This window comes from Pelagihabitans pacificus, from assembly GCF_009371985.2.
Taxonomy (GTDB): domain Bacteria; phylum Bacteroidota; class Bacteroidia; order Flavobacteriales; family Flavobacteriaceae; genus Pelagihabitans; species Pelagihabitans pacificus.
This window is the reverse complement of the sequence record NZ_VIKU02000001.1, coordinates 54,814-79,463: the sequence shown is the minus strand read 5'-3', so window position 1 is coordinate 79,463 and position 24,650 is coordinate 54,814. Positions and strand designations below refer to the sequence as shown.

The 24,650-nt window shown below is 42.8% G+C and carries 24 protein-coding genes and 1 tRNA gene; 9 read left to right on the top strand and 16 right to left on the bottom strand.

Annotated elements, in window-relative coordinates:
* Positions 1-417 precede the first annotated feature (417 nt).
* The 7 genes from FK220_RS00415 to FK220_RS00385 form a co-directional block, all read right to left on the bottom strand.
* A complete protein-coding gene (locus FK220_RS00415; RefSeq protein ID WP_317168290.1) occupies positions 418-1,704 on the bottom strand; it encodes a carboxypeptidase-like regulatory domain-containing protein in 1,287 nt (428 codons plus the stop codon).
* A gap of 181 nt (positions 1,705-1,885) precedes the next feature.
* Entirely contained in the window at positions 1,886-2,533 is a 648-nt protein-coding gene (locus FK220_RS00410) for a M23 family metallopeptidase (protein WP_152572315.1), read from the bottom strand.
* A 167-nt stretch (positions 2,534-2,700) separates the two neighbouring features.
* Entirely contained in the window at positions 2,701-3,807 is a 1,107-nt protein-coding gene (locus tag FK220_RS00405) for a helix-turn-helix domain-containing protein (protein WP_166204715.1), read from the bottom strand.
* Positions 3,808-4,448: 641 nt separating this feature from the next.
* Complete coding sequence (gene rluF, locus FK220_RS00400; protein ID WP_152572312.1) at positions 4,449-5,174, bottom strand: 23S rRNA pseudouridine(2604) synthase RluF; 726 nt, start codon at positions 5,172-5,174, stop codon at positions 4,449-4,451.
* Positions 5,175-5,207: 33 nt separating this feature from the next.
* A complete protein-coding gene (locus FK220_RS00395; RefSeq protein ID WP_152572311.1) occupies positions 5,208-5,723 on the bottom strand; it encodes an SRPBCC family protein in 516 nt (171 codons plus the stop codon).
* Between the two features lie 5 nt (positions 5,724-5,728).
* Positions 5,729-6,868 carry a serine hydrolase gene (locus FK220_RS00390; protein WP_152572310.1) on the bottom strand — a complete coding sequence of 380 codons (1,140 nt, stop codon included), beginning with the start codon at positions 6,866-6,868 and terminating at the stop codon, positions 5,729-5,731.
* A 27-nt stretch (positions 6,869-6,895) separates the two neighbouring features.
* Positions 6,896-7,135 (bottom strand): hypothetical protein, encoded by a 240-nt coding sequence (locus FK220_RS00385; RefSeq protein WP_152572309.1) that lies wholly within the window; start codon positions 7,133-7,135, stop codon positions 6,896-6,898.
* Positions 7,136-7,265: 130 nt separating this feature from the next.
* Between FK220_RS00385 and FK220_RS00380 the strand changes: the two genes are divergently transcribed.
* The 8 genes from FK220_RS00380 to FK220_RS00345 all read left to right on the top strand — a co-directional run bounded on the left by FK220_RS00380 (position 7,266) and on the right by FK220_RS00345 (position 15,690).
* Positions 7,266-8,156, top strand: coding sequence for a peptidyl-prolyl cis-trans isomerase (locus tag FK220_RS00380; protein WP_152572308.1), 891 nt, complete (start codon positions 7,266-7,268; stop codon positions 8,154-8,156).
* A complete protein-coding gene (locus FK220_RS00375; RefSeq protein ID WP_152572307.1) occupies positions 8,143-9,594 on the top strand; it encodes a peptidylprolyl isomerase in 1,452 nt (483 codons plus the stop codon). The genes FK220_RS00380 and FK220_RS00375 overlap by 14 nt, the downstream gene beginning before the upstream one ends.
* Before the next feature lies 1 nt (position 9,595).
* Complete coding sequence (locus FK220_RS00370) at positions 9,596-10,549, top strand: AAA family ATPase (RefSeq protein ID WP_152572306.1); 954 nt, start codon at positions 9,596-9,598, stop codon at positions 10,547-10,549.
* Between the two features lie 16 nt (positions 10,550-10,565).
* Entirely contained in the window at positions 10,566-11,321 is a 756-nt protein-coding gene (locus FK220_RS00365) for a class I SAM-dependent methyltransferase (RefSeq protein ID WP_152572305.1), read from the top strand.
* 181 nt (positions 11,322-11,502) lie between these two features.
* Complete coding sequence (locus FK220_RS00360; RefSeq protein WP_152572304.1) at positions 11,503-13,776, top strand: aconitate hydratase; 2,274 nt, start codon at positions 11,503-11,505, stop codon at positions 13,774-13,776.
* A 66-nt stretch (positions 13,777-13,842) separates the two neighbouring features.
* Positions 13,843-14,397 (top strand): TlpA family protein disulfide reductase, encoded by a 555-nt coding sequence (locus FK220_RS00355; protein ID WP_152572303.1) that lies wholly within the window; start codon positions 13,843-13,845, stop codon positions 14,395-14,397.
* Positions 14,394-14,960: a TlpA family protein disulfide reductase gene (locus tag FK220_RS00350; protein WP_152572302.1), complete on the top strand. Its 567-nt coding sequence runs from the start codon at positions 14,394-14,396 to the stop codon at positions 14,958-14,960. The genes FK220_RS00355 and FK220_RS00350 overlap by 4 nt, the downstream gene beginning before the upstream one ends.
* 25 nt (positions 14,961-14,985) lie before the next feature.
* Entirely contained in the window at positions 14,986-15,690 is a 705-nt protein-coding gene (locus FK220_RS00345; protein WP_152572301.1) for a DUF3291 domain-containing protein, read from the top strand.
* A gap of 188 nt (positions 15,691-15,878) precedes the next feature.
* On the opposite strand, the gene FK220_RS00340 is transcribed toward FK220_RS00345, so the two are convergent.
* The 7 genes from FK220_RS00340 to FK220_RS00310 all read right to left on the bottom strand — a co-directional run bounded on the left by FK220_RS00340 (position 15,879) and on the right by FK220_RS00310 (position 22,065).
* A complete protein-coding gene (locus FK220_RS00340; protein WP_152572300.1) occupies positions 15,879-16,526 on the bottom strand; it encodes a carotenoid biosynthesis protein in 648 nt (215 codons plus the stop codon).
* A gap of 5 nt (positions 16,527-16,531) precedes the next feature.
* Positions 16,532-17,998, bottom strand: a complete 1,467-nt coding sequence (crtD, locus tag FK220_RS00335; RefSeq protein ID WP_152572299.1) for a 1-hydroxycarotenoid 3,4-desaturase CrtD — start codon at positions 17,996-17,998, stop codon at positions 16,532-16,534.
* 2 nt (positions 17,999-18,000) lie between these two features.
* Complete coding sequence (locus FK220_RS00330) at positions 18,001-18,450, bottom strand: sterol desaturase family protein (protein ID WP_152572298.1); 450 nt, start codon at positions 18,448-18,450, stop codon at positions 18,001-18,003.
* Positions 18,451-19,290, bottom strand: coding sequence for a phytoene/squalene synthase family protein (locus FK220_RS00325; RefSeq protein WP_152572297.1), 840 nt, complete (start codon positions 19,288-19,290; stop codon positions 18,451-18,453).
* A gap of 3 nt (positions 19,291-19,293) precedes the next feature.
* Entirely contained in the window at positions 19,294-20,751 is a 1,458-nt protein-coding gene (locus FK220_RS00320) for a phytoene desaturase family protein (protein ID WP_152572296.1), read from the bottom strand.
* A gap of 29 nt (positions 20,752-20,780) precedes the next feature.
* Positions 20,781-21,683 (bottom strand): MerR family transcriptional regulator, encoded by a 903-nt coding sequence (locus FK220_RS00315; RefSeq protein WP_152572295.1) that lies wholly within the window; start codon positions 21,681-21,683, stop codon positions 20,781-20,783.
* A gap of 298 nt (positions 21,684-21,981) precedes the next feature.
* A tRNA-Leu gene (locus FK220_RS00310) sits at positions 21,982-22,065 on the bottom strand.
* Between the two features lie 198 nt (positions 22,066-22,263).
* On the opposite strand from FK220_RS00310, the gene FK220_RS00305 reads away from it, so the two are divergent.
* Positions 22,264-22,491, top strand: coding sequence for a hypothetical protein (locus FK220_RS00305; RefSeq protein ID WP_152572294.1), 228 nt, complete (start codon positions 22,264-22,266; stop codon positions 22,489-22,491).
* Here FK220_RS00305 and FK220_RS00300 read toward each other — a convergent pair.
* Both FK220_RS00300 and FK220_RS00295 read right to left on the bottom strand, forming a co-directional pair.
* Entirely contained in the window at positions 22,484-23,386 is a 903-nt protein-coding gene (locus FK220_RS00300; RefSeq protein WP_152572293.1) for a universal stress protein, read from the bottom strand. The two genes, FK220_RS00305 and FK220_RS00300, sit on opposite strands and share 8 nt — an antisense overlap.
* A 445-nt stretch (positions 23,387-23,831) precedes the next feature.
* On the bottom strand, positions 23,832-24,533 hold the full coding sequence (locus tag FK220_RS00295) for a Crp/Fnr family transcriptional regulator (RefSeq protein ID WP_238718854.1): 702 nt from the start codon (positions 24,531-24,533) through the stop codon (positions 23,832-23,834).
* Between the last annotated feature and the right edge of the window lie 117 nt (positions 24,534-24,650).

Sequence of the window (24,650 nt, the reverse complement as noted above, 5' to 3'; positions counted from 1 at the left end):
GGCGGCTTTTTACACTTCTATAGTTTTCATTGATATATTGATAGATCATGTCCATGGTTTTCAAAGAAGGCATTGTCCAAATTATCTGCCTTTAGAACGAGTTCCTCGATGTTTTCAATAATGCTAATAAGAGGTCGATACAAATGCCGATAGGTGCACTTGGTGCGACAGGAAAATCCCGGAAAACAACCCCTATCGACTAAGGAGGACCTACCAAAAACCTGCTTTGATCAGGTTTTGGCCTTGTTGAAGCATGGTAACGTCGTTTTATTTATAGTATTCCGAACAGACAAGGATTAGCCTCAAACTCAATCGTTCCAAACGCCTTTGGCGCCACAAAACCTATGGCTCCATCAAATAAAATACCGTCGAAGAATTCTTCGACGGTATTTTTAAAGGTTATGATCAAGAGGTTTTTTAAGGGGCGGAGGTTCCTCCCTGATTTTTAGATCTTCGTAGCTGACGTTGTATTTTTTTGATGGCAGACTCAATCGATTTTTCGGGTTCAATGATGTTGTATTCTCCCCAAAAATCGGGGTCTGCAAAACCAATGGCTTCGTCGTTGAGTATAATCGACGTTTTCATGCGATCTCTGAATTTGGGCGTGGTACCTTCAATATTTTTCTCCCAGTCGGTAACTGCCATTTCGCATGTCATGCTGTAAACGGAATTGAACAGTCTCTTATCCCAATTGATTTTGAACTCCAATAAAACGTTACTGTAGCCGTAGTACCATTTGCCATCTTTTTCGCGGTAATCGACTCGATAGGCGACCTCCGTCGGCCATACCGATGCCTGGGCAGGCTTTTTGCGAACGAATAGTCGGGCAGCTTGGTCCTTGTCGGTAATATTAAGGGTATAAATGGCGCTGGTAAGAATCTTATTTTCAGCATCGATGTACAGCTTGCCTTGATACAGCGGTTCCCTGATCCAATCCTTTTGCTTGAATTCGATTATGTACAGTAATCGGTCGTTCACCCGGGTCGACTGTACGAAATCAAAGTCGTAATTCTCTATAGATTCATCGGTAAAAATATACTCTGGATACTTCATGATATCGACAAAAAGTGCATTGAAAGGCCCCCCCTGAAGTTTTAAGGCCACTGTGTCCAATTTGGAGTAATCGGTACTTTTTCGTGCTTTGTATAACTGCACGGCGTCGCGCCTATCCGTATTATAGGGACTTTTGTAGATGTTCACCACCGCCTCTGAAAGCGACACATTTTTTCTTCTTTTTTTTATCGTTTCCCGGTAAAAAGCAGTCATCAAGGTAGGGTCATCAAAATAATTCTCGCCCTTTTTTCTGAGGGTTTCCCTCACAAGGCTTTTTGCATCTTTGGGTACGCTGAGGTTCACTTCGGATAACTCCAATATAGACACCTCCATAAAAATTTTATTATTGCCGTCCGTTAGTTGTGCCAAAGGAAGGCGCACGGTCTTATATCCTAAAAACGAAACTACCACATTACCGTCGGTGACGTCTTTGGGCACCTTTAATGCGAATTCCCCTTCAGTATTACTAATGGTGCTGATATTGGTGTTCTCTAAAGAGAGCGTAGCGAACACAAGGGGCTTTTTGGTATCCCGGTCCAGTACTTCCCCTTTGTACTGATTAAAGGATGCTTCTTGCTGTTCATCTTGAAAGTAGACTGCAGCATTGGCCGTGTAGCTGACCCCTATCAGTGACAATACTAGTATTGCCATGACAAAGGATTTGGTTGAAAATAAGTTAGAATGTTTCATAATCAATTGCTTTCGTTTCATACAAATGCTTCTCTAAGTTACGGATTTTTACCCGGTTTTTATGTTAATATTTGCTTATAACTCCCCCTAAGACGGTGTTGAAAATCATGCATTGATTGTCGTTGGGGAAATGTGCCAAGTCCTAGTATTCCAATGCCGGATATTGTATTCCAGGCGTCAGACTTCCCTGGTGTGCCAGAGTATTACTGAAGGTTGCGGGAGTTGATTCGTACGGATATCGAAAACTACCCCTTTTCGTTACAACGAAGTGTAGGTGCGGATAGCCAGCCAGGCCTGTGTTTCCGCTCAAACCAATGGGATCACCCTTTTCGACCCGATCCCCGATTTCTACCAATGCCCCATTCTGGGTTAAATGCATATATTGTCCGTAAGTACCGTCGGAATGTGAAACCACCACCAGATTATTGGGAAAACCACCATCTTGTCCCGACTCTTCCACAAAAATGACCTGTCCCTCCCTCGCCGCGGTGATGGTGGTACCTATACCCATGTCAAAATCGATGGCATATTGATCCGGCTGTCCTGCGCTATGATAGGAACCACCGCAATGGGCTAGGTTCACGACATAGCCCGTACCCACAGGATAGGGCAGTACATACTCCGATAGTTCTGACGGGGTATATTCCTCCTCTCCACAGCTACCCGACCCATAAAGGTCGACAATAGTCTGGGCATCCGGTCTTTGGGTATCCTCATCGTCGGTCTTATCGCATTGTGGCGCCAATAGCAAAGCAAATGTCAATAGTAATAGATGGAAGGGTGATCTCATATTTTCTATTCTTTAGTTTTTATACTTGGTGATGGGAGGTACGGTACACCCATCTTACCGATAGTCATCAATCGTATTCTAGAATTCAAAGCTGCTTTAAAGTAGCAAAGGTTTCCCCGGTGGTTGTCTCTTCCTGTAAACGTTTACAAAATTCCCGGAAAATAGCCTTATGAAGCGTTTGCTTGTTGTCTGTAGGTAGTGGGGTTGACTTCGGTAAATTTTTTAAAGGCTTTGTAAAAAGACGCCCTGTTGTTAAAGCCCACATCGTAAGCGATTTGTGTCATGGTCAATCCGTTTTCTTCATTGTTCATCAACAAGTTCTTAGCCTCCTTTACCCTATACTTGTTAACAAAGTCGAAAAATGACAGATTGAAATGTTCATTGATGATTTGCGACGTATGATTTCTCGACAAGTTCATTAGCCTTGACAGGTCGTCTAGCCGAAGTTCATTGTTGAGATAAGGCTGTTCGACTTCCATTATCCTTATTAATTTTTTCTTCATTTCAAGTGATAAGGCCTCAGACAATCCTGTTTTTTGATACTTTATAAAGGGCAATATTTTCTGGATCGACTTTCCCTCGAACACCTCTGGCTGTACAAAACCAAAAAAGGCGAGCATGCCAATAAAAAAAACGATTATGATATCGACAAAATAGTCAAACTTGGGATCCATAAGATTGAACCTAGTAAGGAAAATGTAGAGTGCGAACATAAAGGAAAATCCGAAGTAGGAGCCCACGAACCATTTCATCCACTTATTTTCCCGAAACCCGACCTTTTTGCTACGCCAAAAACTGAAATAGGTGAAAAAGGCATAAAAAAATAGTAGGGCGATGACCAGCCAAATGCCGTAGCTAGGCCAAGAAACATAATTAAAGACGGTACCTTCCTGAACGACCCTTGCCTTTTCGGCAGTGCCCATAAGGTAAAATGGTGAAAGGGTGGCAACGATGATTAGCGTGGGTATTAAAAACCATAGGTCTTTCCAGCGCAACCCTTTTTCCGTGACCACCCTTCTTACGTAAATGAAGACTAACGGGCCGTATAGAGTCCATAATGGGAAATGGGCGAGATTGAAGTGTATAAAAAGTTCTTCCTTTATCCTCCCGGACCAACGCAGCGAATTGTTCAAGAGTTCCGTGGCAAAAAGAAAGGTATAGATGGCAAGAATTGCATTGGCGAAACGATCTCCTTTCTTTTTAAGTAAGAACAAGAGGGAAAGGACGAGTCCAAGAAATGCAAAACAAAGGAACAGTAGGATGATGAAATCCATCAACAGGTGTTTGTACCAAATATAGTACATGCCGCCTGGTAGATTGTCTCTTTTTGTAGGGTTTTGGGCTTAAGGGTAGCTGATTTTAAATGGGGCGCAGCCAATTTATTTTTATTGCATACATATTCGAATGACTCTTGTTAGCCGGTCCCCGTACTATGAGGGAAGGGGGTAGGGGTTCCATTTTTTCGTTTTCCGATTGCATTTCGGCAAGCATTTCAAGGGCTTTTCCCTGTTCTGCCGGTTACCATTCGGTCGATGTTCGGAGTAGCAATATCGGTAGCCGCAAAGCATCCAACATCCCCGTAGCCTGAATCATCGGCAAAATTGTGGATGATGTTCGGAACCCTTTTTTTGTACCTTTTTCGCTGGTCATGTTGACTGTGGGCCAAAATCAAAAATGGTGCCGAAGACAATCAAGACTGTCTTGTTTATAAGACAACATGATTTTCAATGAAAAGATACATGATATTACAGCCCTACCCAATTTAAATTTTTACTTGTAAACAACGGAGTGGTTTTTTCAGATTTTAATACCAGGATTGCTGATTTGGTCCCAAGGATTATTTATGCAATCAGAATAGTTTAGCTGTAAAAACGACACATTCTACAAGAAAAAGGCTGGCAAATAGATCGACCTTTCACCCATCCTGGGTTTTGGAGGAAGAAGCAACCAGTCTATTGATTTCCCTCAACTCCGCTTTCGTTAGATTACGCCATTTCCCTACCGGAATGTCCAGTTTTACGTTCATGATCCGAGTACGTTTGAGTTTGGTTACCTGATATCCTAGGTACTCGCACATACGACGAATCTGTCGGTTCAATCCTTGGGTGAGAATAATTTTAAACCGACAGGTGTCCAGTTGTTCCACCTCGCACTCCCTGGTGATGGTATCTAAAATCGGAACTCCTTTGCGCATTCGGTCCAAGAAGTTTTGAGTGATCGGTTTGTCAACGGTCACGAGGTATTCCTTTTCATGACGATTTCGGGCACGAAGGATCTTATTGACAATATCGCCATCGTTGGTTAAAAAGATGAGTCCTTCACTAGGCTTGTCCAATCGTCCTATCGGGAAAATCCGTTTTGGATAGTTGATGTAATCGATTATGTTATTTTTTTCGACTCCAGTGTCAGTGGTGCAAACGATACCAATGGGCTTATTAAAGGCAATGTACACCCGTTGGCCTTCAGGTTCGGAAATCAATTTGCCATCGACATGTACTTGATCGCCCGGCTTGATTTTGGTTCCCATTTCGGGAACTTCACCGTTTATGGTCACCCTTCCTTGTTCAATGAGCTTGTCGGCCGCTCTTCGGGAGCAGTACCCGACTTCGCTGAGGTATTTGTTTATGCGTACCACTTTGATTGCAATTTTTTTTTCGATGTATCGCCCGGATGCCTACATATTCACGAACTCAAAACCGGCCAGGGGAACGTTCCGAAGATCTATTTCGGTTTCGTTCAATAGAACCCCGTACTCCAGATAAGCCTTTAAATTGGCCAGCCAGAAGGTCCAGCCATTACTGCATCCATAATGTATATTGAGCTTACTTTCCTCGTCTGTAGGTATTTCGTACTGCCTTAGGGTTAAAAGTACTGAACTGCCTTTGTCCTCCAGGGTTACCGAAACCTTGGTCACTTCGGCGAACGAGAATTCGATAAAATCGATACCATTGGCCTGTAATACCTTCCCTTTTTCCTCATCGTCCCAATTATGCCATCTCCAAGTATACAGGTCACCTTTTTGGATATACTCCCTGGGGGTTCGTATTATACCTTTCCCGGTGCTATATCGTGCATCACTCAAAAACCAGGAAGTAATACCTTCGGAAGTTCCCCAACACCAATATAATTTTTTCATCGATGCCTTGATATATATTTTTTTGGTGAATGAATCAAAACTTAACTTGTGCATGCCGTTTATTTTTTACGGTTAAGTTCATAGCTATAGATTTCTCTGCCCAATTCCGCCAGAAACGGAATTCCGACTTCTTCGTATTCGTATTTGTCATCGTTAAAAACGCCATCTTTGTTTACCAAAATAGTAGCCGTTAAAAGAAACTCCACATCGTTTTCAGCGTCGGTGATATAGGCACAATCGGTCAAGGTACCATAGGCGAACCCTACCTTGTTATAGATTTTGATGTAGTTGGGGATAGTATCCTTCGTATCGCCGTAGATAAAGAATTTACAATAGCCATCGTAATACTCTTCGGGATCATAACCGACCTCTCTCGGTAGCGTATGCATTGCGGATAACAAAAATTCCCACTGCTGTTGACTCAGGTCAAAGCGTTCCTTCTCGTCAAATTGTCCTGGAAAAATGACCCTTTTCATAAGTGCGTGTTGCGCGTTTATGGGATAGTAATTCTTTAGGCTAAAATCAAAAGGCTCCTCTACCAGTTCATCCTCTGTATAATACCCTATTCCCTTTTGAATTTTGTTCAATTGCAGTGGTTCGGGCACCGAGTTGATCGTTGGTTTGGTCGTTGCAGTGGTACTGTCGTTCAAATAGACGATTAAAGGTTTTGTGGTGACGTCATCGGTATGGTACCCCAACCGATGTGAGATTCGGACAGGGAAAATACCTTTTTTCAATAATGTTTCATTGATGGCATCCTGCCCTAAAAATTCCAATAATCGATTGTTGGCTTCGTTATCACTGACCGCGAATATTTGAGAAACGGCGGTTGCAAAAGTAGTCTCCACCGAATCCCCTTCCACATAAAAACGGGTGTTTCTATCCAAGGTATCCGTTTGATTAAGATGCTCCAGGGCCAGCACGGCAGTTGGAAATTTTACCGTGCTGGCGGGGTAAAAATAATTCCGTTCGTTTACCTGAAAATCATAATCCGTAAATAAAATGCTATCGTTGCGCCGGTCGATTTGGGTGTAGCGGATCTGCACCTCAAACCGGTCTATACTGTCCATTACCCTTTTAATATTCGGATTTTCAGAGGCCAATGCCTCCTCTATGGGATTCACACGGCTTCCGCTTTGGTCACAGGCTCCCGCAGCAAACAGGAGACTGAAAAATAAGGACAAGTAACTCTTTCTCATTTAGTATCGGGTTGTTTAGCGATTCATTTATTCCTCGTATAGCTCTCCACGGTGTGGTTTGAGGGCATCCCGGACCGAAATCATATGAGGTTCCTCCACGACCATAAAAGCCAGGCTGTGCATTTCATGTAGATGTTGATGACCCGTAATCTTCAAGGATAGGGCTTCCATAGCGATGAATTCCTTTAAATGCTTTTCGTGGTGTTCGGCCGTTTTGGCGGCGGCGGGACCCTTGAAATCCCATATCAGTTTTATGCGTCTGTTCAACCTAATTCGTTTTTAATGCAACGCTGCCATTAGTGGTCCCTAAGGTACTAAAATAAGTAGGTTATGTAAAAAACCGTTAAGGAACAATGTAACTATTTGCCCACCATTTGGTAATTGCTATTTTTGCAAGATGCGATTTTCAATAATACGTAGTAAATCGATTTTTTTCTGGATGGTATCCTCCGTTATGGTGCTGGTTTTGAGTTCTTGCGGCGGTATGTTTTCTAAAAACAAGGAAGAGCAGCCCTTGGCTAGGGTCGGAGAGGCATTTCTTTACCCATCCGATGTTACCCCCCTATTATCCAATGCTGTTTCCAAGGAAGACAGTGCATCGTTCGTGACGAATTATATCAATAATTGGGCCTCGAAACAATTGCTGTTGGCGAAGGCCAAAATAAATCTTCCCGAAGACAAATTGACCGAATTTGATAAACTGGTAGACAACTACAGAAACGATTTGTATACCCGTGCTTACAAGGAGGCCCTCGTACAACAAGGTAGCGATTCGACGGTTAGTAAAAGTCAGCTAAGGGAGTTTTATAATAAAGAAAAACAAAACTTTAGGCTCAATGAAAAAATAGTACGACTCCGGTTTATAGAACTTCCCAAACAGTTTTTGAACAAAGATGAGGTCATTGAAAAATTGAAACGTTTTAATAAAGAGGATGTCACCTATCTTGATTCTATCGGGGTGCAGTTTAAGAAGTTGAATTTTAACGATTCTATTTGGGTAAGGGCGTCGCGGGTAATCGATGAGATTCCCCCATTGTCTCGCGAAAACGAAGGACGATACTTAAAAAAATCACAATTTTTTGAGTTGGAGGATGCAAAGGGGGTATATTTGACCAAGATTATCGATGTACTAAACCCCAACGACATTGCACCGCTTTCTTTTATAGAACCCACCATCAAGCAGGTACTCTTAAGTCGAAGAAAACTTGACTACATACGAAAGCTCGAAACCGAAATCATAGATGAGGCTATTAAGGATAAAGATTTTGAAGTATATGCAAAAGATTAACAGATTTGTTATTGTAATTTGTTCCTTATTATTGTCCAATACCATACTGGCGCAGGTAGCGGATAGTATTCCCGATACCCAGATCGAGCCTCCAGAGATGGTAGTGGAGGCGGATACCAATATCAGAAAGGATACCACGAATAAATTCAAAAGGGTCAAGCTCGATGGGATCGCCGCGGTAGTAGGGGATTATGTAATCCTGGAATCCGATATTGAAAAAACCTTGATCGACCTAAAAAGCCAAGGGGCTTCTACCGAGGATATCACTAGATGTGGATTACTTGGAAAATTAATGGAAGACCGTTTGTATGCCCACCAGGCCGTACAAGACAGTATTTTGGTGTCCGATGATGAGGTGAATGCTACTGGCGAACGGCAGATACAGTCATTGGTACAGCAAATCGGTTCCATGGAGAAGGTGTTACGATACTATAAAAAAACAGACGAAGCCAGTTTTCGGCAAGAGCTTTATAAAATTAACAAGTTGCGCATGTTATCCGAAAAAATGCAACAGGATATCATCGCCGAAATTGAAATAACACCGGAGGAAGTACGACAGTTTTTTAATAAGATTCCAGAAGACCAACGACCTGTTTTTGGTGCGGAACTTGAAATCGCCCAGATTGTAAAGCAGCCGAAACCAACGCAAACGGAGGTGCAAGCGGTTATCGATAAATTAAATAAGATCAAGGCCGATGTAGAGGATAATGACGCAAGTTTTAGCGTGAAGGCCATCTTGTATTCACAGGGGCCTACAAAATCCAAAGGAGGTCTTATCGAAGGCATTACCAAGAGCTCCGGTTATGTGAAGGAGTTCAAGGATGTTGCGTTCAGTTTGAATGAAGGTGAAGTGTCCGATCCCTTCGAGACCATGTTCGGCTATCATATTATGTACATCGAAAAAATTAGGGGACAGGAAAGAGATGTGCGACACATTCTAATTCAACCGGATATTTCCAAAAAGGCACTGGAAAATGCTCGAATGGAATTGGATAGTATTCGTCAACAAATTATTGATGGCAAGTATACATTCGCTGAAGCAGCGCTAAATTTTTCCGACGAAGAGGAGACCAAATTCGACGGTGGTGTTCTACGGAATCCCATTAACTTTGATTCCCGTTTCGAATTGACCAAAATGGATCCGACGCTATACAATCAGGTGCGTAACTTAAAGGACGACGAGATTTCGAGACCTATTCTGGAACAGGATGAGCGCGGAGGCGGACCTTCTTATAAGTTATTGAAAGTGACCAATAGATACGACGAGCACGTAGCCGATTTTTCCAAGGATTATATCAAAATTCAACAACTGGCAAAAACGGAGAAGCAATACAATGCTATCAAAAAGTGGATGGATAAGCATATTGATGATACCTACATTAGCGTAAACGAATCCAGAAGAGACTGTGAATTTGCCAACAACTGGGTCAAGGAATAATATGTCGGACGTTACTGCAATCAATAATCTCGTTCAAAGGCATCAGGAGTTGAGGCAAGAAATTGCGAAGGCCATCGTAGGCCAGAATGAGGTTATTGAACAAATTTTACTATCAATTTATTCCGGAGGGCATTCACTGCTCATCGGTGTACCCGGTTTGGCAAAGACTTTAATGGTAAATACCATTGCGAAGACCTTAGGACTTGATTTTAAAAGAATACAGTTCACCCCTGATCTAATGCCCAGTGATATTTTGGGAAGTGAGGTATTGGATCAGAATAGAAATTTCAAGTTCATCAAAGGACCTATTTTTTCCAACATTATTCTGGCCGATGAAATCAACAGGACACCACCCAAAACCCAGGCAGCACTCTTGGAGGCGATGCAGGAACGCTCGGTGACTATTGCAGGACAACAGCATCGACTGGAATTGCCTTATTTTGTGCTTGCTACCCAAAACCCTATTGAACAGGAAGGAACCTATCCCTTGCCCGAGGCGCAGTTGGATCGCTTTATGTTCGCTATCGAACTAAAATATCCATCGGTGACCGAGGAAATCGAGGTGGTAAAGACCACGACCGATGACAATGTTCCAGAAATCAATGCGCTATTCAACGCCCAGGAGATTTTGGAAATACATCATTTGGTACGACGCATCCCGGTTCCGGACAATGTGGTGGAATATGCGGTTCGTTTGGTAAATTCAACCAGACCTAATTTGGAGTCGGCCGGGGATTTTGTAAAGCAATACATCGATTGGGGTGCCGGGCCAAGAGCTTCTCAGAACCTCGTATTAGGGGCCAAGGCCCATGCTGCGATCAATGGAAAATATTCACCGGATATTGAAAATGTAAAGGCGGTGGCGAGGGGCATATTGCGTCACAGGATTATAAAAAACTACAAGGCCGAGGCCGAGGGGATTTCCGAAGAAGATATCATTAACAAGCTTCTGTAATTAAAATCATCAACGCATGAAAAAAGCATTGGACATTTTCTCTGAACAGTCCGATGCCTATAAAAAGTTCCGTCCTGCCTACCCGATGGAACTCTATTCAGATATTTTGAAACATGTACCGGACACCGCTTGTTGCTGGGATTGCGGTACGGGTAACGGGCAGGTAGCACTGGTGTTATCCCACTATTTTGATGAGGTGTTCGCAACGGATATCAGTGAGGCCCAGTTGGCAAGGGCTGAAAGAAGGGACACCATTCGCTACAAGGTCGAAAGAGCCGAACACACCAGCTTTGATGACAATACTTTTGATTTAATCACGGTAGCACAGGCCCTTCATTGGTTTGATTTTCAAGCCTTTAACAAAGAGGTGCGAAGAGTGTCTAAAAATGGGGGTCTTATAAGTGCGTGGGGCTATGGCCTTTTGAAAATTTCCGAGCCTATTGACAAGGTCATCAACCATTTTTATAGGCAGGTGGTCGGCCTATATTGGAACAGTGAGCGAAGGCATGTCGAGAATAGCTACGGGAGCATTCCCTTCGATTTTCGGGAAATACCGGTAGAATCCGAGAGGGCCGTGACGGTGCAATGGGGTCTGGCGCATTTAGAGGGCTATTTTAACTCTTGGTCGAGTGTACAAAGTTTCAAGCGGTACAATAAAGGCAAGAATCCGGTGAAAGATTTGATGAACAACATACGACCTTTATGGGGCAGTGATGAAAAAAGGAAAATCAACTTTCCTATTTTCATGAAGCTGGGAAGGGTTCTCAAGTAGGTCCGCCGAATTTTTACCCAGAATTATTATCTCTTTTTGCGGCTTTCATTTGTCGATGATTGAATAAGAAACCCGTGTTTTTTTATTCTTTGGAATACATACTTTCATAGACCAAAAATTTTATTTCCCATAGGGATTTTCTTAATTTTACGGAATTGTTCAAAATTTAAAACACTAGAGAATGGCATTTGATATCGACATGATCAAAGGGGTATACGCCACGATGGCGGAACGCGTTAATAAGGCTAGGGATATCGTTGGCAAGCCGCTAACGCTTTCCGAAAAAATATTGTATTCCCATCTGTGGGACGGTACTCCGAGCAAGGCCTTTGTTCGTGGTAAGGATTATGTTGACTTCGCTCCCGATCGTATCGCTTGTCAAGATGCCACTGCCCAAATGGCACTCTTGCAATTTATGCAGGCCGGCAAGACCAAGGTAGCTGTGCCCACCACCGTACACTGCGACCATTTGATTCAAGCAAAAAGCGGGGCGGCGGCAGACTTAAAGATGGCCAATTCGACCAGTGCCGAAGTATTCGATTTTTTGGAGTCGGTCTCCAATAAGTACGGTATCGGTTTTTGGAAACCCGGTGCAGGGATTATTCATCAGGTGGTATTGGAAAATTATGCTTTTCCCGGGGGAATGATGATAGGCACCGATTCACACACCGTCAATGCAGGCGGATTGGGAATGGTCGCCATTGGAGTAGGAGGTGCCGATGCCGTTGATGTGATGGCGGGAATGGCATGGGAATTAAAGTTCCCAAAGTTAATTGGAGTAAGGTTGACCGGAAAGATTTCCGGCTGGACCGCACCAAAGGATGTCATCCTAAAAGTAGCTGAAATTTTAACCGTAAAAGGAGGTACCGGTGCCATCGTAGAATATTTTGGCCCCGGAGCTTTGTCGCTATCATGTACCGGGAAGGGAACCATCTGTAACATGGGTGCCGAAATAGGGGCAACTACCTCTACATTTGGGTATGACGAGGCTATGGAGCGTTATCTCCGTGCTACCGATCGGGCCGATGTGGCGGAAGCGGCCAATGCCGTTAAGGAACATTTGACCGCAGATGCCGAGGTATATGCCAATCCAGAAGATTATTTTGATCAGGTCATCGATATCGACCTGTCGAAGTTAGGTCCTTTATTAAACGGACCCTTTACACCGGATTTGTCTACAAATGTCGGAAGCGAGATGACTGACAAAGCGACGAAGAACGAGTGGCCATTACAAGTAGAATGGGGCTTAATCGGTTCTTGTACCAACTCTTCCTACGAAGACCTGAGCAGGGCTTCCTCAATAGCACAACAGGCACTGGACAAAGGGTTGAAGACCAAGGCCGAATTTGGAATCAATCCCGGTTCCGAGCAAGTTCGATATACCGCGGAGCGGGACGGAATACTGCAGGTATTCGAAAAATTGGATGCAAAGATATTCACCAATGCCTGCGGCCCCTGTATTGGCCAATGGGCACGTTACAGTGATCCCAAGAATGCCCCTAAAAACAGCATTGTACATTCATTCAACAGAAACTTCGCAAAACGGGCCGATGGGAATCCAAATACACATGCCTTTGTTGCGTCTCCCGAGATAACGGCGGCAATTGCCATCGCAGGAAGGTTAGACTTTAACCCGATATCCGATACGTTGATCAATGAGAATGGCGAAGAAGTTAAATTCGATGAGCCTACCGGTTGGGAGCTGCCTCCAAAAGGTTTTGAAGTGGAGGATGCAGGTTATTTGGAGCCCATTGCAGATGGATCCGGTGTCGAAGTAAAGGTAGATCCCAGCTCAGAGCGACTTCAGTTGCTCGAACCTTTTGTTCCGATAACCCATGGGGATTTACAGGGAATGAAGTTGTTGATAAAAGCTTTTGGTAAATGTACTACCGACCACATCTCCATGGCTGGACCGTGGCTTCGTTTCAGGGGGCACTTAGACAATATTGCCAATAATACCTTGATTGGCGCTGTGAATGCGTTTAATAAAAAGACCAATTTTGTCAAGAATCAATTGACCGGGGAGTACGGTGGCGTACCCGATACCCAGAGAGCCTACAAGGCAGCGGGAATCAAGTCGATTGTTGTGGGAGACCACAATTATGGGGAGGGTTCCTCAAGGGAGCACGCGGCCATGCAACCGAGGCACCTAGGCGTTGCTGCGGTACTGGTCAAATCGTTCGCCCGTATTCACGAGACCAATTTGAAGAAACAGGGAATGCTGGCGTTAACCTTTGTCGATGAGAACGATTATGATCTCATCCAGGAAGATGATACCTTTAACTTTATGGATATAGCCGATTTTAAACCGGACACTCCTTTAACCATAGAAGTAGTGCATTCCGATGGAAGTAAAGACCTGATCAAAGTAAATCATACTTACAATGACGCCCAAATAGGTTGGTTTAGGGAAGGTTCGGCCCTCAATGTGATCAAAAGGGAAAATGCGGCTTGAGGCCCTCATAAATTAGTTGAAAAAACTCCTATGATAGCATGGGAGTTTTTTAGTTTGAAAACCTATATGAAAAAAAGCACATTTTTTACCCTGTTGGTTATTGGCCTTGTTCTATCCTTGTTTCTGACCCCGTTGGGATACCAGGGAAAAGTGTTGCTTAACCGGCTTTTTTCCTTTACTCCTGGTATCGTTGCGCCTGAAAACCGCGAAACCCTCCCAAATTACAATTGGAAATTGAAAGACCCCAACTGGGAATTCTTTAGTTTTGAAAAATCAAGGGGTAAGGTAATTTTCATCAATTTCTGGGCCTCTTGGCGTTTGCCCTGTGCGGCCGAATTGCAGGATATCCAAAGATTATATGAGGATTATGGCGATCGTGTCGATTTTTATATCATTACCAATGAAGAACGACCTCCCGTCCAGGATTTCATGCAACAAAAGAAATTTACCTTTCCGGTTACCTACCTCATCATCGGCGAACCTGCCCCCGTGGCGACAGAGCCGGTACCCTCTTCCTATATCATTGACAAAAAAGGAAATATCGTAGTACGGGCCGATGACATTGCCGATTGGGATAATCGTACGATTCGGGAATTGTTGGACAAGCTACTCGCGGAATGATCCAGTTTTCCAAAAGACAGTTGTTATCGTACCTGCCATGGATTTTTTTGTCGGTTTTGTTTTTGTTTACTCCGCTTGGTTTCCACATCAAGGTTTATTTTGCTCGATTAACCGCCGTCAGCCCTACGGAATTATCACAAAATGATAGGGTTCAACTAACCGATGACCATTGGGAATTAACCCATATCAACGGCGCCAAGGTCAATCTCTCGGATTACAAAGGCCGGGTAACCATCGTAAATTTTTGGGCTACCTGGTGCCCTCCATGTATTGCCGAAATTCCAAGCTTTGAGAAATTAGCTGGGAGCTATCAGGATACGATAGCATTCTTCTTTGTAGCTGAAGACGACCCACAGAAGGTCTCCGCATTCATAGAAAAAAAAGAACTATCGTTACCCGTGTATTTTAAAAATACCGAAACTCCGCAAGCATTTCGTTCTAAATCGATACCCGCTACCTATGTCATTGATAAAACAGGACAAATCGTTCTAAGCAAAGTTGGGGCGGCTGATTGGAATAGTGAAAAAACAAAGGTACTTTTAGAAAGGCTCCTAAAGGAATGATTCCTTACGGATAATTATAAATAGAATGTCCCAGATAACGACCCTTACATTTTTCCGATATCCAAGTTTTAGGAGCAAGTTATGGGCCTTTGGGATGATGCAGTTTGGGCACGCACCACTGGCCAGAACCAAAGGACTCCAATTCTACAAACTTATGGGAAGCGGCAAGGCAGGCTTCAATCCCTTTCCTGACTGGTCGGTCTATGCGTTGTTGCAGGTATGGGATTCAGAGGAAGAGGCCAATGCCTTCTTCGAACATTCCAGCTTGATGCATCGCTATCGAAAAGGAAGTTCTGAGCAATGGACGCTTTATATGAAAAGTATTTCCGCCAAAGGTGAATGGGGAGGAGGGAACCCTTTCCAAAAAACCACGGATTTAGACAAACAGAACCCTTATATTTCCGTAATTACCAGAGCCACCATTAAATCTAAACTCTTATGGAAGTTCTGGAAATTCGTGCCTATCTCACAAAGACCCCTGAAGGGCAACAGGGGGTTACTGTTTACAAAAGGCATAGGGGAAGTACCTTTCACGCAAATGGCGACTTTTAGTCTGTGGCAAGACAAACAATCTTTAATGGATTTTGCCTACAACAGCAAAGAACACCAAAATGCTATAAAGAAAACACGGGAAATGGACTGGTATAAAGAGGAACTATTTTCCCGTTTTCAACCGTACCGGTCGGTGGGAAGTTGGAACGGGAGCAATCCTTTGGGGATGCTTTTGTAAAACACGTATTCTTATCAGGTTCCTGCAAGGGAACCCTTTTGGTACTATAGTAGCACAAGACCGCTCTGATATGATTACCATTATTTCGTTATTCACCGAAGTTTTGGTAGAATCCTTGAAAATTCGGGCTATTCGTGTCAAGTCGTGATTCTGACTCCACCAATTATCATCTATTTCTAGACGTGAGGTTAAGGTTTTAAATAGAAAAAAAGATATCCAAAAAATACCAACTGGGCCAAATAGAGATGAAGACTGAAACGATAATTTCCCTTTATCCCAGTAAAATGTAGCACTGTCTGAAACAGCAATGCCAAGGCGAACCAACAAACGTAGTTCATCCATCCGGCAAGGCCTCCGGAGAAAGTCCAAAAATCGAATACGGGGGCGGTGTGTTCCATTAAATAATCCAAAAACAACATCAGCAGGCTCGCTGCGGTTATTTTTACGAGAGGAGACTTTGCGAACTTTGACGCTATGATAGCGGTAATAAAGGTGAGAACAGCCCAGTTTACACCGATAAGATAAGGCACTCCGTCTAGTTTGGGACCAAAATTAGCCCCATAAGCATAGTCACCGAAAAGAATGCCGTAGTTGACACCAAGCCATTCCGCAAACATTCCCACGGTGAAAAAAAAGCCAAAGGCTATATATTTCCTAAGGCTATTGATTGGGTAAACCCATAGAAAGAGGATTAAAACAATCATTAAATTTATCGGGGTCTTCGACACGAACCAGTCTTGGTGGCCAAGATGGATACCGATCAGTGCCGATAGGTGAAATAGCCATATAATAAAGATGGCAAAAGGGGTCTTATATGTAGGAAGCTTCTCGACCATTCTGTCTATACTTCAGGAACTAGGTCCCCGACGATTTTTGCCGACAATAAACAGAGTGGTATACCACCTCCCGGGTGTACCGACCCCCCGCAGAAATATAAATTTTTGATTTTTCTACTGAAATTCGGGTGCCTCAAGAAAGCGGCAAATTGATTGTTGCTAGCCGCGCCATAAAGAGCCCCTCGATACGAACTGGTGTCGTTCTCTATGCCTACGGGATCTAAAATATGTTCAACCGTAATCAATTTCTCCAGGTCTATTTTTAAAACTCGATTTATTTTTTCTATAATTTGTTGTCGTGCCCGCTTCTTGAGGGCTTCCCAGTCTTGTCCGTGGTTTCCAGGGGCATTGATCATGACAAACCAGTTTTCATGTCGTTGAGGGGCATCGGTCTTTTCTTCCTTACTCGTGATATTGATGTATACGGTAGGATCCTCAAATAGGGTCCTTTTCTCAAAAATCGCCCTGAATTCCCTAGGATAGTCCTTGGTGAACAGGATATTATGAAGGTCTAACTCCGGAAATTCCCGGGATATTCCCCAATAAAAAATAAGGGCAGAACTTGATCTTTCTTGCTCAAGCACCTTCTTGGGATGTTTTTGGGATTTTAAAAGCTTTTTATAGGTTGGATATATATCCATGTTCGACACGACAATGTCGGACAGGTAGGTTGAATTTTCGGTAATTACCCCGGTGGCCTTTCCGTTTTCAACGACTATTTCATGAACTTTTTCATTGAATTTGAAATCGATGCCTTTCGATTGTCCTAATTCAAATAAACTCTGGCTTATTCGGTGCATGCCCCCTTTGGGGTAAAAGGTTCCGTAGTGCATTTCGAGATGGGGAATCATCGACATGATACCGGGAGTTTTATAGGGAGAAGAACCGTTGTAGGTAGCATAGCGGTTGAACAGTTGCACCAATTTAGAATTTTTAAAGGTACGTTCGTTGGTGCGGTTCAAGGTGCTGGCAACATCCAAGGAACCTAGTCGCGCCATTGCCTTCATAGTATCTGCAGAGAGGTAAGTGTTCAGCTTGTGTAACGACTTTTCAAGAAAAAGTCCGGCTGTGAGGTCGTACTTTTTTCGATTTCGATCCAAGTATTTTTGAAGATGTTCTGGAGCTTCGTTAAAAGTTTTGGCCGCATTATGGATAAAGTCGGTCTTATCGGCAAAGGCCGAAAATCGAACGCCGTCTTCCCAAAAATAGTTGCAGACTACTTCTTTTCTATGGTATTGGAACCATTCGGAGGGTTGAAGACCGTACAATTCGAACAATTCGGTCACATATTGGGGCATGGTGAAGAGCGAAGGCCCTAAATCAAAACGGTAACCTTTCAGGTCGATGGCATGAAGCTTTCCCCCCGGATAGTCGTTTGCCTCTAAGACAGTGACATCATACCCTTTTTTACGCAAACGCAAAGCAGTAGCGATACCCCCTATACCGGCACCGACGATCAGGGCTTTGGTCATGCCTATTTCTTGAAGTATTTCAAAGGTACAACCAGCATTCCGAAGCATTCACCGTCTTCCTTCCCCAAATGTTTATGGTGTATTTTATGGGCCCGTCGTACGCCTCTGGCATACCAGTGGTTGGCATTTCGGAACAGTTTGAAACGTTGGTGAATAAAGATGTCGTGTACAATAAAATAAGCGGCGCCATATGCCATGATTCCAAAGCCAATTGGCCAACCGTACCAAAAGTTGGTATTGGCGGCCAGCATGATGAAGCCCATACTCACAACAGCATAAAATATGAAAAAAACATCGTTTCGTTCGAACCATGAACCGTGATCTTTGTGGTGGTGATCTTTGTGAAGACTCCACAGAAATCCATGCATAATATATTTATGGGTAAACCACGCCATAAATTCCATAATTGAGAAAACTATCAGAAAAACCAATATCCAAACTGCAACTTGCATCTAGACCAAATTCAATTTATAGTTTACATAAGATGTTGCCAAAAGCCCGAATTTTTGATAATTCGGCACTCGTATCCGGGCATTTTTTATTTCTAGAGGAGGCGTGTTCTGAAGTTTTTGAAGTAATTTATAATAGTATTTATAGGCCGTATATACACCGAACTTCGCCTCGTTCGGAAGCTGTTCAATTCCTTGATACCCTAAGGTAAAATCTGCCTTTATTTCATCAACAATCTGCTTTTTCGACCGCTCATCCAATTCCATGAGGTTGGTATTGGGAAAATAAGTACGGTTAAGTCCTTCAAAATCAGCTTTTAAATCTCTCAAGAAATTCACCTTTTGAAACGCCGACCCCAAAGACATAGCCGATTGTTTTAGTTCCTCATAGCGTTCCTCATCACCCTTAACAAAAACCTTCAGGCACATAAGCCCTACAACATCCGCCGAACCGTAGATGTATTGCTTGTATTCGGCATCGGTACGATAGATAGTTTTGTGAAGGTCCATCTCCATACTTTTCATGAACGAATCTACCAAATGTCGGGGAATATCGTATTTGTGAAAAGTATGCTGAAACGAATTCAGGATAGGGTTCAGACTTATCTTATCGGTGATGGCATCTTCCAAGGCCTGTTCGAACTTGGTGAACAAGACTTCCTTATTATAATCGTGAAACGTATCGACAATCTCATCGGCAAACCGAACAAAACCGTAAATATTATAAATATCCTTCCTTATCGACGCCCCTAACATTTTAGTTGCCAAAGCAAACGATGTGCTGTAGGACTGCGTCACAATCTTGCTACATTGGTAGGAAACGGAATCAAAAATAGCTTTCATGACTTAATTATTTTTTGAAATTAGTTCCGACACCAATTTGCCCGAAATCAGCGAAGGCGGTACCCCCGGTCCAGGGACTGTGAGCTGTCCGGTAAAAAACAGATTTTTCACCTTTTTACTCTTCAGCTTGGGCCTAAGGAAAGCCGTTTGCAATAGTGTGTTGGCCATTCCGTACGCATTTCCCTTGTAGGAATTGTATTCCTGTACGAAATCAATCACACAAAATGACTCTTTAAATATAATGTTATTTTTTACATCCTCGCCAGTACGTTTTTCGAATCTATCGATGATAATATCAAAATATTGGTTTCGAAGTTCCGGGGTATCCTCCAAGTCAGGGGCAATGGGAACCAGGAAAAAGCCCGTTTCACAACCCTCGGGAGCCATGGAACCATCGGTAACCGAAGGAAAATTTACATAGAACAACGGATCTGTAGGCCACTTAGGATGATCATAAATTTCAGCTGCATGTCGCTCGAAATCGGTATCAAAGAACAAGTTGTGATGTTCGATATTCTTCAATTTTTTATTGAAACCGACATAAAATAAAAGCGAGGAGGGAGCAAACGTCTTCCCGTCCCAGTACGACTCCGAGTACTGACGATATTGTTTGTCAAGTAACGTCTCCGAGTGATGGTAATCGGCCCCGCTCAGAACAAAATCGGTATCAATTTGTTTTCCTGAAACCGTGATTCCCTTTACTTTTCCATGTTCCACATGAATTTTTTCAACGGGACTGTCGGTATACACTTGAACTCCCAATTCTTCTGCCAAAGTTTTCATTGCCTTTACGATTTCGTACATACCACCCTTGGGATGCCAGGTTCCCAATCCAAAATCCGCATAGTTCATAAAACTGTAGAATGAGGGGGTATTACTTGGCTTTGCCCCCAGAAACAATACAGGAAACTCCAGGGTGGAAATCAATTTGGGATTCTTAAATTTCTTGCGTACCTGTCCGCTGATTGTTTTGAAGAACTGGTCGACGCGCATTACGGTTTCAGGTGTGACCAACTCAAAAGGTGATATCCCTGGCCGCAATACCACTTTATTAATGGCGATATCATAGTTCTCCTGGGCCTGTTCGATGAATTTTCTGAGATGGCGGGAGCTGCCCTCTTCAATACGCTCAAACTCCTCGCAGATTTTATCCATTGTATCACCGATGGTAATTACATCGTCTGAAAAGAAAATTTTATAGGCAGGGCTCAGTTTATCAAGAATGTAATAATCCGATCTTTGTTTACCGAAATCCTGAAAGAATTTATCAAAAATATCAGGCATCCAATACCAACTTGGACCGATGTCAAATGTAAATCCTTGCTTCACGAATTGCCGACATCTTCCCCCTATCGTAGTATTCTTCTCATAAATTGAAACGTCGAAACCCTCTTTCGCCAAATAGCAAGATGCTGAAAGCGAAGAGAAACCAGAACCTATTATGGTTACTTTTTTGTTCATATAGTCAGTTGGCTGTTGTTACGCTTGCGTTATAATTCTTCTATGACCCGTTGAATCGAGGTAAAGGTTTTCACGCAATCGGGCAATGTTTTTTCATCCAAATACTGGTTTTGGCGACCAAGAATCCATAATTTGGAAGTAGTGTTGTTTTCTTGGGCCATCTTATGAAAATCCGCCACGTATTTGTTGATATGGTCTTTGGTAGGGACCACCGTAAAGTAAGACAGGAAATAAAGATTGTCAAAATATTTCATCACGTCCTTCAAGTTCTCCATGGGAATGGTCTGGCCTAAATAAATGGATTTGTAACCACGCAACACAATCTCATAATTGACATAAAGCAAACCTATCTCATGAATTTCATTCTCAGGAAGAAATGGCACGAACACCTTATCGGTTTTCGTAGGTTCAAGATGCTGCAGTTTTTCCGTATTGGTCTGAATTTTCTGCTTGATCAAGCCCGTAACGAAATGCTCATGCGCCGGACTTATGGTATCGGTTTGCCATAAAAGACCCAGTTCGTTTAGCAAAGGGATAAACACTTCACTGAATATTTCCCGAAACGAACGTTCCGCGAGAAGGCCGTTGTAGGTATTGACGAACAATGTTTGGTCAAAATTGATCATGGATAGCTTAAAGGCATTGATTGCGTGGTTTTTAACGCTGTTTTTGGCTACGATTTCCTTGACCATCAGAGGTATGTCTTCTTCTTTTATTCGGGCTATTTTTGAGATTTTGTACCCGTTATTGTATAGCATGGTCACATTCAATAGTTTTTGTAGGCTGGCCAAACTATAGGTACGTATGTTCGTCTCGGTTCTTTCCGGTTTCAAGAGATTATAACGTTTTTCCCATATTCTTATCGTGTGGGCTTTTATACCGGAGAGATTTTCCAAGTCCCGAATGCTAAAGAATTTTTTAACGTTGTTCATCCTTTTAGGTAATTTGTTGAACAAATTTACAATTTTATCTAAGTTGTTATCAGTAAGGAACGTTAATTTTTTTTAAGATTAGGCCGGAAATAGATGGAATACTAACAAATTGTCACACAAAAATGTTGTTTGCAATAAAAAGTGCGGTCTTTTAAGTGAACCAATGAATACTCCATAGGAAGCGATACTGAAAGGTCCCGATATGCCAAATAGCAATTTCAGACGGTTACACCTGTATTGCTTCGAGAGGATTTAGAGTAGGTAGTAAAAAAAGACCGTCGTTTAGGACGGTCTTAAGTGCGCACGAGAAGACTCGAACTTCCACGGCCTAATGGCCACTAGCCCCTCAAGCTAGCGCGTCTACCAATTCCGCCACGTGCGCCTGTCCGGGAAGGAGCGCAAATATAAAACCCTTTTTTTAAAGGGTAAAACTTGTTCTTCAATAATTCACGTTAAGTAGATAGTATTCCTGCGTATACTCGACCGCTGTTGTAAATAAAAGGCGAGTGGGTCCCAAGCTTTACTAAAATCTTAACACTTACATCGTCTTATTTTCGATAGTTTTGAAAAAAACTGCTTTATGAAAACTTCCGCAATGTTCTGGGTAGCGATGACTACCATTGTTTTAATCATGGTTACCATTATGGTAAGTATGGGCTTTTCCTTCAATTGGGTGTTCTATGTAACCGTACTGGGTCAGGCAATGGTCGTATACATGGTGTACCGGGTGCTGATCGATGATTATAAGACCGACAAGACTTTCGATGATTTCTACGAAGATTACCCGATAGGAAGACGTCTTAACTAGAGAAAGACACCTCGTTCTCCTTCTTATTTCTCGAAGGGATATTCATACCGAGTTCCGGGATTACCAATAACGGTATCTGCGTATGGAAAGCCATACGTTTTACTACAGGTTCACGAGTCATTCTTTCCACATAACTGTGCTGATAATTCAGCATGGCTAGCAGGTGAATGTCCAATTCCTCCGTAAAAACCTCTAGCGTCTTGGAGACCGAATTTAGTTCGGAAACCGTATGAACGTAATGTTCCACGGTTTTCAGGTATTTGCGCAGCATATTTAGATTGAACTGCTGTAGTTCGGTAAGCGCCTTGATTTCGTATTGTACATAAACCACTCTGATGACCGCGTTGAAAGCATTGGCCATATCAATGATGGGCTGAAGCTCGGATTCCGTGTAAAAGCGGTTGAAGTCGGTTGCAAAGGCAATTTCGGTCGGTTTTGTAAACTCAAAGTGATTCGGAATGGCAAGAACCGGACAATTTTTGACAGCTTTGATGATACGCACCGTATTACTTCCCATGAACACCTCTTCCAAGCCCGAGGCACCCTTGGTCCCCGTAACGACGAGATCGATATTCTCCCGTTCCACAACCTCCCTAATTTCATCTACCAACATGCTGAACGAAGAAATGGTCTTAAAGGTATGTAGCGGATTACCGTACGTTTCCTTTATACGTTTCAAAAGTTTGTCAAGTCCTCTTTTCGAATACGAGTGTGCCCCGTCTTCCATGGTATTTGCACCCATTGAGGCAGCCATAAACCGACTGCTCGCAATGGCGGGGGTATAGGTATTCAAAAGATGAAATACACATGGCTGATCTTGAAAAAGCTCAATAACATACCGGGTAGCGTTCCACGCATTTTCTGAAAAGTCTGTGGGCAATAATATATTCTTCATGGTATTTCTAGCTGAATGATACTGTAAAAATAGAACGGTAAGGAAACTGAAACTATGACATAAGTCAGCTTTTAAACTAACTTTTGGAACCAATTTTGAAGCCTATTAAATAGTACGTTTTTAATAGTTTAACACGAAATACTCTGAGATTATGGAAAAACAACCTGTCAAAGTTTCAGTAGTCGGTAGGGGAAAGAATAATTATTATCGAATTAAATTTCCCAATTTGCAAGTTCCTATCAATGTTAATGAAGAGCTGTATCAAAAAATGCTTCACAGCCAAGAGTATCGATTCGTTGACCGAACGACCAAGCAAACGGAGCTGCCTTGAGTGTAGCCGCTCCCAAAAATGTAAATGAAAAAGTCCGAATATCCCAAATTCGGACTTTTTTATGATTATGCCTTACGTAGCTGAGGTATTAGCTGTCGGGAGTCGCTTTTATTCTCAAAATCCTTCTACCAAATCAAGCAATTTTCGCTCTTCTGCGATGCCAATTTTTTTACCCGAGGTTTTGATGTACCCTTTCTTCTTAAATTCCGAAATAATCCGGATACAGGATTCGGTTGCAGTACCCACCACGTTGGCAATATCTTCCCTGGAAAGGGTCAAAGCGAGAAAACCATCGGCATCTTCCCCGAAATTATTTTTGAGATAGAGAAAGGCTTCCGCGACCCTTTGCTTCACCGTTTTTTGGGAAATATTAACGATTACATCATCGGCTTCCCGCAGGTCATGGGCCATATGCCTCAGTACTTCGACCGTAAAGGCAGGGTTGGCATTCAGAGTGGTCACAATGTTATCTTTTGGTATAAAACACACCTCCATGTCATTTACCGCCACCGCACTTAGGTTGGTAGATTCTTCCGCAATTACCGAACGCTGGCCGATGACCTCGCCTTTGGTAGCCAGTTTTACGATTTGATCTTTGCCATTGGCGCTTAATTTGGAAAGTTTTGAAACCCCGTTGCGAACACAGAACACACCATCGAGTTTTTCCCCTTCCTCAAAGAGTGCCTCCCCTTTTTTGAGTTTTTTGGTGATTTTTGAATCGGAGACCTTTTTGAGTTCTTCCTTGTTCATGGCCCGTAAAGCGTTGAATTGTCGTACGATACAGTTTTCACATCTACTCTCGAACTCGTTGCCCATAATGTAAGTATTTACCTGACTTATAAAGGTAATATTAAGAATATATTCAAAAACTGACAAATATCATACTTTAAAAAAATGGTGGGTTTCAACTTTGTGCCAGGTATGATCAAATGT

What these genes read in the sequence shown, in the direction of transcription:
- FK220_RS00415 (WP_317168290.1), bottom strand. Translation starts at nt 1,704, where the DNA reads ATGGCAATACTAGTATTGTCACTGATAGGGGTCAGCTACACGGCCAAT.
- FK220_RS00410 (WP_152572315.1), bottom strand. Translation starts at nt 2,533, where the DNA reads ATGAGATCACCCTTCCATCTATTACTATTGACATTTGCTTTGCTATTG.
- FK220_RS00405 (WP_166204715.1), bottom strand. Translation starts at nt 3,807, where the DNA reads ATGGATTTCATCATCCTACTGTTCCTTTGTTTTGCATTTCTTGGACTC.
- FK220_RS00395 (WP_152572311.1), bottom strand. Translation starts at nt 5,723, where the DNA reads ATGCACAAGTTAAGTTTTGATTCATTCACCAAAAAAATATATATCAAG.
- FK220_RS00390 (WP_152572310.1), bottom strand. Translation starts at nt 6,868, where the DNA reads ATGAGAAAGAGTTACTTGTCCTTATTTTTCAGTCTCCTGTTTGCTGCG.
- FK220_RS00380 (WP_152572308.1), top strand. Translation starts at nt 7,266, where the DNA reads ATGCGATTTTCAATAATACGTAGTAAATCGATTTTTTTCTGGATGGTA.
- FK220_RS00375 (WP_152572307.1), top strand. Translation starts at nt 8,143, where the DNA reads ATGCAAAAGATTAACAGATTTGTTATTGTAATTTGTTCCTTATTATTG.
- FK220_RS00370 (WP_152572306.1), top strand. Translation starts at nt 9,596, where the DNA reads ATGTCGGACGTTACTGCAATCAATAATCTCGTTCAAAGGCATCAGGAG.
- FK220_RS00365 (WP_152572305.1), top strand. Translation starts at nt 10,566, where the DNA reads ATGAAAAAAGCATTGGACATTTTCTCTGAACAGTCCGATGCCTATAAA.
- FK220_RS00360 (WP_152572304.1), top strand. Translation starts at nt 11,503, where the DNA reads ATGGCATTTGATATCGACATGATCAAAGGGGTATACGCCACGATGGCG.
- FK220_RS00355 (WP_152572303.1), top strand. Translation starts at nt 13,843, where the DNA reads ATGAAAAAAAGCACATTTTTTACCCTGTTGGTTATTGGCCTTGTTCTA.
- FK220_RS00350 (WP_152572302.1), top strand. Translation starts at nt 14,394, where the DNA reads ATGATCCAGTTTTCCAAAAGACAGTTGTTATCGTACCTGCCATGGATT.
- FK220_RS00345 (WP_152572301.1), top strand. Translation starts at nt 14,986, where the DNA reads ATGTCCCAGATAACGACCCTTACATTTTTCCGATATCCAAGTTTTAGG.
- FK220_RS00340 (WP_152572300.1), bottom strand. Translation starts at nt 16,526, where the DNA reads ATGGTCGAGAAGCTTCCTACATATAAGACCCCTTTTGCCATCTTTATT.
- crtD (WP_152572299.1), bottom strand. Translation starts at nt 17,998, where the DNA reads ATGACCAAAGCCCTGATCGTCGGTGCCGGTATAGGGGGTATCGCTACT.
- FK220_RS00330 (WP_152572298.1), bottom strand. Translation starts at nt 18,450, where the DNA reads ATGCAAGTTGCAGTTTGGATATTGGTTTTTCTGATAGTTTTCTCAATT.
- FK220_RS00325 (WP_152572297.1), bottom strand. Translation starts at nt 19,290, where the DNA reads ATGAAAGCTATTTTTGATTCCGTTTCCTACCAATGTAGCAAGATTGTG.
- FK220_RS00320 (WP_152572296.1), bottom strand. Translation starts at nt 20,751, where the DNA reads ATGAACAAAAAAGTAACCATAATAGGTTCTGGTTTCTCTTCGCTTTCA.
- FK220_RS00315 (WP_152572295.1), bottom strand. Translation starts at nt 21,683, where the DNA reads ATGAACAACGTTAAAAAATTCTTTAGCATTCGGGACTTGGAAAATCTC.
- FK220_RS00305 (WP_152572294.1), top strand. Translation starts at nt 22,264, where the DNA reads ATGAAAACTTCCGCAATGTTCTGGGTAGCGATGACTACCATTGTTTTA.
- FK220_RS00300 (WP_152572293.1), bottom strand. Translation starts at nt 23,386, where the DNA reads ATGAAGAATATATTATTGCCCACAGACTTTTCAGAAAATGCGTGGAAC.
- FK220_RS00295 (WP_238718854.1), bottom strand. Translation starts at nt 24,533, where the DNA reads ATGGGCAACGAGTTCGAGAGTAGATGTGAAAACTGTATCGTACGACAA.